The following is a 12,423-nucleotide window of genomic DNA, read 5'->3' as shown; positions in this document are numbered from 1 at the left end:
GCGCAAAAAAGGGGACGGAGGGGATTAAGTCGTTTGTGCACAAACGACTTAATCCCCTCCGTCCCCTTTTTCTATTCGGCGTAGATCATCTTCCGGGTCATGCCGCCGTCCACGACGAAGTCCTGGCCAGTAGTGAAACCGGACAACGACGACAGCAGGTACACCGCCAGGGCGCCGATGTCCCCGGGGCGTCCAACACGCCCCACTGGATGCTGTGCATGGTCTTCGGCCGAGTACTGCGGCGCGTGTCGGCGTGAGGGCGCCTGCCAGTCAGAGGTGCCGATCCAGCCGGGGCTGATGCTGTTCACCCGCACCGCCGGCCCGCTGCTGATCGCCAGCGCGTGGGTGAAGGCGACCAGTCCACCCTTGGCTGCGGCATAGGCTTCGCTATGTGATTCGGATTGCCACGCGCGGGTCGAGGCGATGTTGATGATTGTGCCGGCAGCATTCGCCGACAGTGCCGGCAGCGCATGCTTGCTGCACAGGAACGCACCATGCAGCGACGAAAGGCGGCGCTGCCATTCGTCCCAGTCCATGTCCTGCAGCAACGTACCGTGCGGGCCGGCGATGCCAGCGTTGTTGACCAGCCCATCGATGCGACCGAAATGCTGCAGGGCCACGGCGATGAAAGCGCGCACGCTGGCTTCATCTGTGATGTCCAACGGTTGGAACGCGGCATCGTCGCCACGCTGCCATTCCGCCAGGCACGCTTCGCCGGCCTCGGTGTCCAGGTCGCCGATCAGCACGCGGCCACCGGCACCGAGCACGGCCTGGGCAATACCGCGGCCGATGCCGTTGGCACCGCCGGTGACCAGCACTACCTTGCCCGACAGCGGCGCGGCCGGCCATGCGGCAATCGGCGGTACCGTGCTCACGACAGGTCGTCACCGCGCAGGCGACGGTGCCAGCCTTCCACGCCGATGCGGTCCAGGGTCTGGATGTTGCGTTCGACGATCACGTCCGGGTCCGGATAGACCTCCACCGCGCGTGCCACGCTGTCTTCGCGCAGCAGGTGCAGGGTAGGGAAGGGCGCGCGGTTGGTGTAGTTGCTGGCGTCGTCAGCGGCCACGCCATCGAACTGGTAGTCCGGATGGAAGCTGGCCACCTGCAGGATGCCCTGCAGGTCCAGCGCCTCGATCGCTGCGTCGGCGTTGTCGAGGAAGTCGTTGTAGTCGAGGAAGTCGGTCAGCACCTGCGGATGCACGATCAGGGTGGTGTCGATCTGCTCGGCGGGTGTGTCACGCAGCAGCACCAGCTCTTCGGCCAGCTGTTCAACCAGCGCCTCGGGCGTGGTGGCGTCGCTGAGCACGATGCGCACCTGGTCCTTCACGTACACCGCTTTGGCGAACGGGCACAGGTTCAGGCCGATGACGATGCGCTCCAGCCACAGGCGGGTGGCGGCGATCGGGTCATCGGTGGGCAGGGAGGTATCGGTCATGGCGGGCACGTCGGCTGGCGGGGCGGACATTGTAGGCAGTGTGCCGCTGCCGCGCTGTTCACTGTGCAGGAACTGGACAGTGGCGATGCTGTAAATCCCCGTTGATTCAATCCCTTGCAGGCTACCGGCGGATGGCCGATTGCCCGCCAGGGCCTACGGGCGTGGAATGGACGCACGACACAGGAGGACTCCACATGACTGCACCTTCCCCGTGGCTGCCGGACGCCCTCTGGGCCGGCGCCTTCTTCAATGGGCACTGGCAGGCCGCTGTGCAGCGGCAGCCGGTGATCGAACCGGCTACCGGCCAGTCGCTCGGCGAGATCGGTCTGGCGGACCCGGCGCAGGTGGCGCGTTCGGCGGCTGCCGCTGCGCAGGCACAACAGGCGTGGGCCGCCGCACCCTATGAACAGCGCGCCGAGGTGCTGCGCAAGGCTGCGCGGCTGGCCGAGGAGAACATCGACACCCTCATCGACTGGTTGGTCCGCGAAAGCGGCTCGACCCGCCTCAAGGCCGGCTTCGAGGCCAAGGTGACGATCAAGGCGCTGCATGAAGCCGCCGCACTGCCGTCGCGCAGCGTCGGCGAGATCCTGCCCTCCGAACCGGGCCGGCTGAACCTGGCACGGCGCCGGCCGCTGGGCGTGGTGGGGATCATTTCGCCGTTCAATTTCCCGCTGTACCTGGCGATGCGCGCGGTGGCCCCGGCGATTGCACTCGGCAATGCCGTGGTACTCAAGCCCGATCCGCGCACGGCGGTGTGTGGTGGCGCGGTGATCGCGCGCTTGTTCGAGCAGGCCGGCCTGCCGGCGGGCGTGCTGCACATGCTGCCGGGTGACGGTGCGGCCGGTGCTGCACTGACCAGCGATCCGAACGTGGCGATGATCCAGTTCACTGGCTCCACGGCGGCCGGGCGCAAGGTGGGCGAGGCCGCGGGCAAGCACCTGAAGAAGGTCTCGCTGGAACTGGGTGGGAAGAACTCGCTGATCATTCTGGACGATGCCGACCTCGATCTGGCAGTGGCCAACACCGCGTGGGGCGTCTACCTGCACCAGGGCCAGATCTGCATGGCGACCGGCCGCGTGCTGGTGCACCGGAAGATCCACGGCGCGTTCCTGCAGAAGCTGGTGGCCAAGGCCAACGCGCTCAAGGTGGGCGATCCTGCACGCGAGGACGTAGCAATAGGCCCGCTGATCAACGCCGGCCAGCGCGACCACGCCTTGCGCGTGGTCGAGCAGGCGGTACAGGCCGGCGCCACGCTGGAAGCGGGCGGTACGCACCGGGACCTGTTCTTTGCACCGACCGTGCTTGGCAACGTCGCGGCCGACAATCCGGCATTCAACGAAGAAATCTTCGCACCGGTAGCGGTGGTGGTGCCGTTCGACGATGACAACGAAGCCGTGCGCCTGGCAAACGACAGCGAGTACGGACTGTCGATGGCGATCATCTCCAGCAATGTCGGCCGCGCGCTGAAGATCGGCGAACGCCTGCGCACCGGCCTGCTGCACATCAACGATCAGACCGTGAACGACGAAGTGATCAATCCCTTTGGTGGCGTGGGTGCGTCCGGCAACGGCACCAGCATCGGTGGCCCGGCCAACGGCGAAGAATTCACCCAGTGGCAGTGGCTGACCGTCAAGGGCGAAGCGCCCGCCTACCCGATCTGATCCAGGAGGATCCACGTATGAACATCGACACTGCAACCCGTGAGATCACCGCCGCCGTGGTGCGCGGCAAGGAACAGCCTTTCGTCATCGAGCAGGCCACGCTGCGCGGCCCGCAGGACGACGAGGTGCTGGTGAAGGTGGTGGCCACGGGCCTGTGCCATACCGACCTGATCGTGCGCGACCAGTACTACCCGGTGCCGTTGCCGGCGGTACTTGGCCACGAAGGTGCCGGCATCGTTGAAGCGGTCGGGCCCAACGTCAAGGAACTGAAGGCCGGAGATCATGTGGTGCTGACCTACGGTGCCTGTGGTCACTGCAATCCCTGCCGCGGTGGCCACGGCGCGTATTGCCGTGACTTCTTTGCGCTCAACTTCGGTGGCGACGATGGCCACGGCCATACCGCGATCACCGATGCGCAGGGCCAGTCGCTGCACGACCACTTCTTCGCACAGTCCTCGTTCGCCACCTACGCACTTGCACGCGAGATCAATGCGATCAAGGTGCCGGACGATGCACCGCTGGAACTGCTCGGTCCGTTGGGCTGCGGCATCCAGACCGGCGCGGGTGCGGTGCTCAACTCGCTGCAGGTGCGGTCCGGCAGCAGCTTCGCCAGTTACGGTGCCGGTGCAGTCGGCCTGAGCGCGGTGATGGCGGCCAAGGTGGCTGGCGCCACCACCATCATCGCCATCGATGTGGTGCCGTCGCGCCTGGAGTTGGCGCTGGAACTGGGGGTCACCCACGTGATCAACAGCCGCGAGACCGATGTGGTCGAGGCCGTGCGTGCGATCACCGGCGGCGGCGCTGATTTTGCGCTGGAATCGACCGGTCGCCCGGAAGTGCTCTCCGCCGGCATCGAAGCGCTCGGCGGGCTTGGCATGATGGGCGTGGTCGGTGCGCCGAAGCTGGGCACCACCGCCAGCTTCGATGTGAACAACCTGCTGCTCGGCGGTCGCAGCATCCGCGGCATCGTCGAGGGCGACAGCGTGCCGCAGGTGTTCATTCCGCAGCTGGTGACACTGTTCCAGCAGGGCCGTTTCCCGTTCGACAAGCTGGTGAAGTTCTATCCGCTGGAACAGATCAACCAGGCCGCCGAAGACAGCACCCGGGGTATTACGCTGAAGCCGATCCTGCGAATCGCGGCGTAAGGTCAGGGTGGGGTGCACGGTTGCGCCCGGCACCCGGCCTTGGACAGGTCTCCGCGAACTGTTGGACATGCGATGGGGTCGGATCCGATTTCCAGAGGAAAACGGCTCTGACCCCCCGTGTTTGATTGGGGCATGAGTTCCTGGCGGAAACGTTCCGTTGCCGTGGCGTAACGCGGGCATGGCGAGCGCGGGTGTACTCTGCATCCATGATGGCTTCCGCACTGGGACAACAGCAGTTGGTGGCCGCCCGGGCGGCCTTCGCCGAGGGCGATGCACAGTCACTGGGCGTGCTGCCCTTGCCGTTGCAGCAGTCCTGGCAGCGCTCGCGTGCGGCCGGCCTGCGGCCGGGGCAGGAGCCGGACTACCGGCCGCTGCTGGGCGATGGCCGCCATTTGTCCCATCCCGATGACCGACGCCTGGCGCGTTGCGTGCAGCCGGAGCTGGAACAACTCTGGGCCGCGTTCGGCGGACGGGGCTGGACGATGTTCTGCGCCAACCGCGACGGCATGGTGGTCGCGCAGCAGGCGCATGGCCTGGAAGACGCGCCACTGTTAAGGCCGATCCAGGTTGGGCGGCGGCTGGGCGAGAGCGAAATCGGCACCACGGCACCGGCGGTCAGCCTGGCCGACGACCTGCCGGCGCTGGTGCGTGGCAACGAGCACTACCTGCAGCGTTTCGCCCCGGTGTTCTGCCTGAGCGAGCCGCTGCACGATCTCGACGGCAAGATCTTCGGGGTGATCGACATCACCGGCCTGGGCGAGCGCGATCCGTCCTTGCTGCAGGGCTATTTCCGGCAGGCCGCGCTGGCCAGCGAGAACCGCCTGTTCCATGCCCTCACCGACGTGCACCTGCTGGCCGTGCAGCATGATCCACGCTGGCTGGCGTCGCCGCTGCAAGGGCTGCTGGCGGTGCAGGAGGACGGCCAGCTGCGCGCGGCCAACCGCGTTGCAAGGCGCCTGTTGGGTCTGCCACGGCGCGGGCCGCTGCCGTTGCTGAGTCTGGAGGCGCTGTTTGCCGGTGCCAGTGCGGCGCAACGGCGTCGCCTGCTGCAACCAGGTGCGCCGCATCGGGTCCGGCTGGGCGAGGGCAGTGCGGTCTACCTGCAGCATCTGCAGGCACCGCGAGGTGCATTGCGGCGCGGCGCGCAGCGGAGTGCGCCGACAAACCCGGGGGCGCTGCTGCTGCGTGACCAGCAGCGCGAGGCGGCACGCCGTGCGGCACAGGCCACAGACGGCAATCTCAGCCTGGCCGCACGCCAGCTGGGTATCTCGCGCACCACGCTGTACAAGCTGCTGCGCGATTGATCGCGCAGTCCGCCGGGCATGGCCCGGCGCTACCGTTGCAGCCCGGGGCGCGCCGGGTCATCAGTCGCGCGCCACCCGGTAGCGCCGGGCCCAGCCCGGCGAAATCCATCAATCGCGGAAGTTGTTGAACTGCAGCGGCAGCTCGAACTTGCCGGCCTTCAGCACCGCGATGGCGTCCTGCAGGTCGTCGCGCTTCTTGCCCTGCACGCGCAGCTTGTCGCCGTTGATCTGGCTTTCCACCTTCAGCTTGGCATCCTTCAGTGCCGCAGCGATCTTCTTGGCGATCTTCTGCTCGATGCCCTGCTTGACGGTGATCTTCTGCCGGGCCTGCGCCAGGTTGGTTTCGATATCGCCGAATTCCAGGCTGAGCACGTCGATGCCGCGCGCGGCCAGGCGCGCGCGCAGGATGTCGTTCATCTGCTTGAGCTGGAACTCGGTCGGCGCAGTCTGGTTGATCACATCGCCCTCGCGCTCGAACTTGGCATCCACACCCTTGAAATCGAAGCGGGTGGCGAGCTCGCGGTTGGCCTGGTCGATGGCGTTGGTCAGCTCGTGAGTGTCGACTTCGGACACGACGTCGAAGGAAGGCATGGGCGAGGCTCCGCAGAATTCAGTGGCGGCCATTCTATCGCGCCGGCTGCATGCCCGTTTTGTAGGGTCGAGCCATGCTCGAATGCTCTACACAAAGCCGCCGAGCATGGCTCGGCGCTACATAAGAGCAACGGGCGGGCGATAATGGGCCATGAACCTGCAACGCTCTCCCTCGCGCGCGGTGACCTGGATGGTTGCGGCGGTCGCCTGTTTCTCGCTGATGGATGCTGGCATGAAACAGCTGTCGGCCAGCTATCCGACTCTGGAAGTGACCTTCCTGCGTGGCGCGGCCTCGCTGCCGTTCGTGCTGGTCTGGGTGCTGGTCAGCGCCGGCCCGCGCTCGCTGATCCCGCGCCGCTGGGGCCTGCACCTGCTGCGCGGCGCGCTGGGCATGGCGATGATCGGCTGCTTCGTGTTCGCCCTGCGTGACCTGCCGCTGTCCACCGCCTACACCATCTATTTCGTCGCGCCGCTGCTGATTGCGGCGCTGTCGGTGCCGCTGCTGGGCGAGCGGGTTGGGCCGCGGCGCTGGGTGGCCATCGGCATCGGCCTGATCGGCGTGCTGGTGGTACTGCGGCCGGGCGTGGACGGCTTCATCTCGGTGCCGGGGTTGATGGTGCTGGCGGCGGCCACCGCCTATGCCATCGCCGCGATCACGGTCAGCCTGCTGACCCGCACCGATACCTCGCAGTCGATGGTGGTCTGGTTCCTGGTGATCATGGCCATCGGCGCCGGCCTGCTGGCGATTCCGGGCTGGGTGCCGCTGCAACTGGCGCATGCGCCGCTGATCGCCGGCATGGGACTGGCTGGGGCGCTGGGCCAGATTGCCCTGACCAAGGCGTTCCAGCTGGGCGAGGCCTCGATGATCGCGCCGCTGGAGTACAGCGGCCTGGTCTGGGTGATCGGCTGGGATCTGGCCTTCTGGGGCCAGCTGCCGGATGGCTATACCTGGGTGGGAGCGGCGATCATTGTCGCCTCCGGCCTTTACCTGCTGCATCGCGAGCGGGTGAACCGACAGGAGCCGCCGAAGCCGCTGGATCATCCCTGAGTCCGTTGGGCCGGGGAATGGGGTCAGAGCCCCTGCGGGGATCCGACCCCGGGGTCGGATCCCCGCAGGGGCTCTGACCCCAACGTCATCGCCGGCAATTACGCCTTAGAACCAAAAGGAATAACATTCTGGCCCATGGCGCGGGCGCGCAAGCCCCCACGCTGGTAGGCTGCACGCCCCCTTCCGCCACCCAGCCGGTGAGTCACGCCCGTGATCGAGTTCCAGCGCCTGCACAAATCCTATGCCGTTGCCGGCCGCGAGGTCAGCGCGCTGCAACCGCTGGACCTGACCATCGAGGCCGGTGAGGTGTTCGGCATCATTGGCCATTCCGGTGCCGGCAAGTCGACCCTGATCCGCATGATCAACCGCCTGGAAGAGCCCAGCGGTGGACGGCTGTTGATCGGCGGCGAGGATGTCACCGCGCTGGACCCGGACGGCCTGCGCGCGCTGCGCCGGCGCATCGGCATGATCTTCCAGCACTTCAACCTGCTGTCTTCGCGCACGGTGGCGGGCAACGTCGCCTTCCCGCTGGAACTGGCCGGTACGCCGAAGGCGGAGATCGACGCGCGCGTGGCCGAGCTGCTGCAGACCGTCGGCCTGGAAGCGCATGCGCAGAAATACCCGGCCCAGTTGTCCGGTGGCCAGAAGCAGCGCGTCGGCATCGCCCGTGCGCTGGCGACCCGCCCGCAGATCCTGCTGTGCGACGAGGCGACCAGTGCGCTCGACCCGCAGACCACCGCTTCGGTGTTGTCACTGCTGTCGAAGATCAACCGAGAGCTGGGCCTCACCATCGTGCTGATCACCCACGAGATGGACGTGATCCGCCGTGTCTGCGATCGCGTGGCCGTGCTTGATGCCGGTCAGATGGTCGAGACCGGGCCGGTCACCCGGGTGTTCCTGCATCCGCAGCACCCGACCACGCGCCGTTTCGTCAGCGAATCGGAGCATGTGGATGAAGGCGCGCTGCACCGCGATTTCGACGTCGTCGGCGGTCGCATCGTGCGTCTGACCTTCCTCGGCGGCGACACCTATGAACCCCTGCTCGGCAGCGTCGCGCGCCAGACCGGGGTCGATTACAACATCCTGTCCGGCCGTATCGACCGGATCAAGGACACCCCGTATGGCCAGCTGGTGGTCGCCCTGGTGGGCGGTGACCAGTCCGCCGCGCAGGCCGCATTCGTGGCCGCCGGCGTGCACGTTGAGGAACTGCGTCGATGATCGCCGCCACTGCTGAAGGTTTCTTCCGCCACCTGGATGCGGACAAATGGGTGGATATCGGCAAGGCCACCATCGAGACGCTGCTGATGATGGCCGGTTCGCTGCCACTGACTCTGGCCATTGGGTTGCCGATGGGCGTGTTGTTGTACGTGTTCGGTGCGCCGCAGCTGAAGCGCCGGCCCTTTGCCTACGGCGTGCTGGCGCTGGTGGTGAACCTGCTGCGCTCGGTACCGTTCATCATCCTGATGGTGGTGCTGATCCCGGTGTCGCTGTGGCTGATGGGCCAGTCGATCGGTGTGCTCGGCACGCTGCCCGCACTGGTCATCGGTGCGGCACCGTTCTACGCGCGGCTGGTCGAGACCGCCCTGCGTGAAGTAGACCGCGGCGTGGTCGAGGCAGCACAGTCGATGGGCGCCACCACCTGGCAACTGGTCAGCCGGGTACTGCTGCCCGAAGCCCGCCCGGGCCTGATTGCAGCCGCGACCGTAACCACGGTGGCGCTGGTCGGGTTCACGGCAATGGGCGGTGCGATTGGTTCCGGTGGCCTGGGCGACCTGGCGCTTCGCGAAGGCTACCAGCGCAACCGTACCGACGTGGCCCTGGTCACCGTGGTGGTATTGCTGGTGCTGGTGCAGCTGCTGCAGATGCTCGGCGACCGCCTGGTCACGCATTACAGCCGCAAATAATCGGTGAATCCGCCGGGCATGGCCCGGCGCTACCGGAAGGGTCATGTGGCAGGTAGCGCCGGGCCATGCCCAGCGGCGCCATCTCAACGCTCGTTCGGCACTTCGTAGCCCAGCTTGCCGACCTGCTCGGGATGCTGCGGCACGCGCTTGAGCTTGTCGGTGTTCACCCCGTACTCGTCACGCAGGCGCTCGGCCAGCTCCTTGTACAGGGCTTTGTCCATGTCCGGCGTACGCGAGAAGATCCAGGCCATCTCGCGGCCCGGGTAGCCGATCAGCGCCCATGAGTAGTCCGGGGCGACTTCCAGCACGCGCGAATGGGTAGGCACCACGCGATAGAACCAGGTGCGCCAGCCGTGGTTGCCGCTGTCCGGGTCGACGCTGGCACGGGCGCGGACTTCCTGCAGGGGTTCGCCGAAGCCATCGCGGTAGCGGTAGGTGATGCCGACCTTGTGTTCGTCGCGCAATTCGTACTGGTTGACGCTGGCGACATGGCCGCGTTCGATGAAGTTCGGCACGCGGCCGATCACGTACCAGGTGCCCATGAAACGCTTCAGGTCGATCGGTTCGTCCAGGGCGGAAGCGCGCGCTGCGCTGGCACGGGGCGACGGCGGCTCACTGGTGGCCATGGCGGGGCCCGCCAGGGACAGGGCCAGCAGCACGGCGCAGAGCGGGCGGATCGAGGTCATGCGGGAGCGTGCTCCAGTGGGCTTGCACGCGCATGGTCGACTGTGTGCACGCGATCCGTCAATGGTGTCGCAACCTGTGAGAAGGGGCTTGCCCAAGCTGTGTTGCATTGTCTACCGGAGAAGCCCCATGAACGCACGTTCCGTCCGTCGCCCTGCAACTGAACGCGTCATCCTCGAGCGTGCCGACCCGCGCCTGCTGCGCAGCGTGCAGCAGTTGGCCCTGGCCGGCCTGGCGCTGGTACTGGTCTGGCCGGCCGCGCGCGGCAGCAGCGCCTGGCTGGGCTGGCTGCCGATGTGGCTGGTAGGCATGCCGCTGGTGGCCTGGTGGGCGTTGCTGCGCTTCCCGTTGCCACGCCTGTCGTGGCTGCGGCTGGCACGTCGTACCGGTGGACAGGCGCGACGTCGCAGCGGCGGGACGCCTCGAGGCCGGCGCGGCTCGACGGCCACGGCCTGACCTTCGACACGGGGGCGGCCGCGATGTTCCGTGCTAGCGTTCCTGGGCTTATGACTGCCTGGAGCTGCAATGTCACGACTCGCTTCCGCCTGCCTGCTGGCCGGCATGATGACCGCTGCCTCGGTGGGGACCGCCGTGGCCGCTGAAGAAACCGATCGCTACGCCTGGCTGGAGGACGTCACCGGCGACAAGCCGCTGTCCTGGGTCAAGGAACAGAACGCCAAGTCCGAAGGGCGCCTGGCACAGACCCCTGCCTTCAAGCAGATGGAAACCAGCATCCGCGAGGTGCTCGACTCCGACGCCAAGATCCCCGGCGTGCAGAAGATCGGCGACTACTACTACAACTTCTGGAAGGACAAGCAGCACGAGCGCGGCCTGTGGCGGCGCACCACGCTGGCCGAATACCGCAAGGCCTCGCCGCTGTGGGAAACCGTGCTCGACCTGGACGCGTTGAACAAGGCCGAGGGTGAGAACTGGGTCTGGCACGGTGCCGACTGCCTGCGCCCGGACTACAGCCGCTGCCTGATCGCGCTGTCGCGCGGCGGCGCCGATGCCGATGTCACCCGTGAGTTCGACCTGTCCAACAAGTCCTGGATCAAGGACGGCTTCTTCCGTCCGGAATCGAAGGGCGGCCTGAACTGGATCGATCGCGACACCGTGTTCGTCTACACCGACTTCGGTGCCGGCTCGATGACCACCTCCGGCTACCCGCGCGTGGCCAAGCTGTGGAAGCGCGGCACGCCGATGGCTTCGGCCAGCGTGGTGTACGAAGGCAAGCCGGAAGACATGTACATCGCGGCGATGCACGATGACACCCCGGGCTTCGAGCGCAACCTGGTCAGCCGCACGCTGGCCTTCTACAACAACGAGATCTACCTGCGCAGCGACGACGGCACGCTGACCAAGATCGACGCGCCGAACTCGGCCGAGAAGGGCCTGCACAAGCAATGGCTGACCCTGGAGCTGCGTGACGCCTGGACCGTGGGCGGCAAGACTTATGCCTCCGGTTCGCTGCTGGCGACCAAGCTGGATGACTTCCTGGCCGGCAAACGCGATTTCGAGGTGTTGTTCACTCCGACCGCGACCACTTCGCTGGCCGGCGCTTCGTGGACCCGGAACCACCTGGTACTGAACGTGCTGGACGACGTCAAAAACCGCTTGTCGGTGTTGACTCCGGGCGCGAAGGGCTGGCAGAAGAGCGCGTTCGTCGGTGCACCGGCGTTCGGTACCCTCGGCGTGGCAGCAGTGGACAGCAACGACAGTGATGCGGTGTGGTTGACCGCCACCGACTACCTGACCCCGACCACGCTGGCACTGGCCGAGATCGGCAAGGCACCGGAAGTGCTCAAGACCATGCCGGCCTTCTTCGATGCCAAGGACAAGGTGATCGAACAGCACTTCGCTACCAGCAAGGATGGCACCCGCGTGCCGTACTTCGTGGTGCACGACAAGACGATGAAGCTGGACGGTTCCAACCCGACCCTGCTGTACGGCTACGGTGGCTTCGAGATCTCGCTGACCCCGAACTACTCCGGTGGCATGGGCCGCGCCTGGCTGGAGAAGGGCGGCGTGTACGTGGTCGCCAACATCCGTGGCGGTGGCGAGTACGGCCCGCGCTGGCACCAGGCGGCGCTGAAGCAGAACCGTCACAAGGCTTATGAAGACATGGCCGCCGTGGCGCAGGACCTGGTCACCCGCAAGATCACCTCGGCCAAGCACCTGGGTGTGCAGGGTGGCAGCAACGGTGGCCTGCTCACCGGCAACATGCTGACCCAGTACCCGGAGCTGTTCGGTGCGGTGGTGGTGCAGGTACCGCTGCTGGACATGAAGCGCTACAGCCACCTGCTGGCGGGTGCCTCGTGGATGGCCGAGTACGGCAACCCGGACACCAGCGACTGGGAGTTCATCAAGACCTTCTCGCCGTACCATCTGTTCGACGCGAAGAAGACCTACCCGCCGGTGCTGTTCACCACCTCCACCCGCGATGATCGCGTGCACCCGGGCCACGCCCGCAAGATGGCAGCGAAGATGACCGACGCCGGCAAGGACGTGACCTACTACGAGAACATCGAAGGTGGCCACGGCGGTGCGGCCAACAATGCGCAGGCAGCGCACATGTCGGCGCTGGCCTACAGCTTCCTGTGGGAGCGGTTGGGCGGTAAGTGATGGAATGAAAAACGCCGCCTTCGGGC

General features: G+C 66.6%; 12 protein-coding genes. 8 read left to right on the top strand and 4 right to left on the bottom strand.

What is annotated here, in order from left to right; genetic code table 11:
- Positions 1–71: 71 nt before the first annotated feature.
- Both SMAL_RS17740 and SMAL_RS17735 read right to left on the bottom strand, forming a co-directional pair.
- Entirely contained in the window at positions 72–875 is an 804-nt protein-coding gene (locus tag SMAL_RS17740) for an SDR family oxidoreductase (RefSeq protein ID WP_006394009.1), read from the bottom strand.
- Positions 872–1,438: a DUF1415 domain-containing protein gene (locus SMAL_RS17735; protein WP_012512157.1), complete on the bottom strand. Its 567-nt coding sequence runs from the start codon at positions 1,436–1,438 to the stop codon at positions 872–874. The genes SMAL_RS17740 and SMAL_RS17735 overlap by 4 nt, the downstream gene beginning before the upstream one ends.
- A gap of 194 nt (positions 1,439–1,632) precedes the next feature.
- Here SMAL_RS17735 and SMAL_RS17730 point away from each other — a divergent pair, with 194 nt between their 5' ends.
- The 3 genes from SMAL_RS17730 to SMAL_RS17720 all read left to right on the top strand — a co-directional run bounded on the left by SMAL_RS17730 (position 1,633) and on the right by SMAL_RS17720 (position 5,548).
- Positions 1,633–3,099: a benzaldehyde dehydrogenase gene (locus SMAL_RS17730; RefSeq protein ID WP_012512156.1), complete on the top strand. Its 1,467-nt coding sequence runs from the start codon at positions 1,633–1,635 to the stop codon at positions 3,097–3,099.
- A 17-nt stretch (positions 3,100–3,116) separates the two neighbouring features.
- Positions 3,117–4,244 (top strand): NAD(P)-dependent alcohol dehydrogenase, encoded by a 1,128-nt coding sequence (locus SMAL_RS17725; RefSeq protein ID WP_012512155.1) that lies wholly within the window; start codon positions 3,117–3,119, stop codon positions 4,242–4,244.
- Positions 4,245–4,453: 209 nt separating this feature from the next.
- Positions 4,454–5,548: a helix-turn-helix domain-containing protein gene (locus tag SMAL_RS17720; RefSeq protein ID WP_232273997.1), complete on the top strand. Its 1,095-nt coding sequence runs from the start codon at positions 4,454–4,456 to the stop codon at positions 5,546–5,548.
- A 108-nt stretch (positions 5,549–5,656) separates the two neighbouring features.
- Here SMAL_RS17720 and SMAL_RS17715 read toward each other — a convergent pair whose 3' ends face one another.
- A complete protein-coding gene (locus SMAL_RS17715) occupies positions 5,657–6,139 on the bottom strand; it encodes a YajQ family cyclic di-GMP-binding protein (RefSeq protein WP_006393629.1) in 483 nt (160 codons plus the stop codon).
- Positions 6,140–6,290: 151 nt separating this feature from the next.
- Between SMAL_RS17715 and SMAL_RS17710 the strand changes: the two genes are divergently transcribed.
- From SMAL_RS17710 to SMAL_RS17700, 3 genes are all read left to right on the top strand, one after another.
- Positions 6,291–7,187, top strand: coding sequence for a DMT family transporter (locus SMAL_RS17710; RefSeq protein ID WP_012512153.1), 897 nt, complete (start codon positions 6,291–6,293; stop codon positions 7,185–7,187).
- Between the two features lie 210 nt (positions 7,188–7,397).
- Positions 7,398–8,405 (top strand): methionine ABC transporter ATP-binding protein, encoded by a 1,008-nt coding sequence (locus SMAL_RS17705; protein WP_006393468.1) that lies wholly within the window; start codon positions 7,398–7,400, stop codon positions 8,403–8,405.
- Positions 8,402–9,091, top strand: coding sequence for a methionine ABC transporter permease (locus tag SMAL_RS17700; RefSeq protein WP_012512152.1), 690 nt, complete (start codon positions 8,402–8,404; stop codon positions 9,089–9,091). The genes SMAL_RS17705 and SMAL_RS17700 overlap by 4 nt, the downstream gene beginning before the upstream one ends.
- 83 nt (positions 9,092–9,174) lie before the next feature.
- Here the strand turns inward: SMAL_RS17700 and SMAL_RS17695 are convergent, their stop codons facing one another.
- Positions 9,175–9,777: a lipocalin family protein gene (locus SMAL_RS17695; protein WP_006393456.1), complete on the bottom strand. Its 603-nt coding sequence runs from the start codon at positions 9,775–9,777 to the stop codon at positions 9,175–9,177.
- A gap of 127 nt (positions 9,778–9,904) precedes the next feature.
- Here SMAL_RS17695 and SMAL_RS17690 point away from each other — a divergent pair, with 127 nt between their 5' ends.
- Positions 9,905–10,231, top strand: a complete 327-nt coding sequence (locus SMAL_RS17690; protein ID WP_006393450.1) for a hypothetical protein — start codon at positions 9,905–9,907, stop codon at positions 10,229–10,231.
- Between the two features lie 69 nt (positions 10,232–10,300).
- On the top strand, positions 10,301–12,397 hold the full coding sequence (locus tag SMAL_RS17685; protein ID WP_012512151.1) for a prolyl oligopeptidase family serine peptidase: 2,097 nt from the start codon (positions 10,301–10,303) through the stop codon (positions 12,395–12,397).
- The last annotated feature ends 26 nt before the right edge of the window (positions 12,398–12,423 follow it).

The sequence above is a fragment of the Stenotrophomonas maltophilia R551-3 genome (genome assembly GCF_000020665.1).
In the GTDB taxonomy this organism is placed as follows: Bacteria; Pseudomonadota; Gammaproteobacteria; order Xanthomonadales; family Xanthomonadaceae; genus Stenotrophomonas; species Stenotrophomonas maltophilia_L.
This window is presented reverse-complemented; position numbering and strand designations above follow the sequence as displayed.

Bases quoted from the DNA above. Each gene is read 5' to 3' on its own strand.
- SMAL_RS17735 (WP_012512157.1), bottom strand. From the start codon at position 1,438: ATGACCGATACCTCCCTGCCCACCGATGACCCGATCGCCGCCACCCGC.
- SMAL_RS17730 (WP_012512156.1), top strand. From the start codon at position 1,633: ATGACTGCACCTTCCCCGTGGCTGCCGGACGCCCTCTGGGCCGGCGCC.
- SMAL_RS17725 (WP_012512155.1), top strand. From the start codon at position 3,117: ATGAACATCGACACTGCAACCCGTGAGATCACCGCCGCCGTGGTGCGC.
- SMAL_RS17720 (WP_232273997.1), top strand. From the start codon at position 4,454: ATGGCTTCCGCACTGGGACAACAGCAGTTGGTGGCCGCCCGGGCGGCC.
- SMAL_RS17715 (WP_006393629.1), bottom strand. From the start codon at position 6,139: ATGCCTTCCTTCGACGTCGTGTCCGAAGTCGACACTCACGAGCTGACC.
- SMAL_RS17710 (WP_012512153.1), top strand. From the start codon at position 6,291: ATGAACCTGCAACGCTCTCCCTCGCGCGCGGTGACCTGGATGGTTGCG.
- SMAL_RS17700 (WP_012512152.1), top strand. From the start codon at position 8,402: ATGATCGCCGCCACTGCTGAAGGTTTCTTCCGCCACCTGGATGCGGAC.
- SMAL_RS17695 (WP_006393456.1), bottom strand. From the start codon at position 9,777: ATGACCTCGATCCGCCCGCTCTGCGCCGTGCTGCTGGCCCTGTCCCTG.
- SMAL_RS17690 (WP_006393450.1), top strand. From the start codon at position 9,905: ATGAACGCACGTTCCGTCCGTCGCCCTGCAACTGAACGCGTCATCCTC.
- SMAL_RS17685 (WP_012512151.1), top strand. From the start codon at position 10,301: ATGTCACGACTCGCTTCCGCCTGCCTGCTGGCCGGCATGATGACCGCT.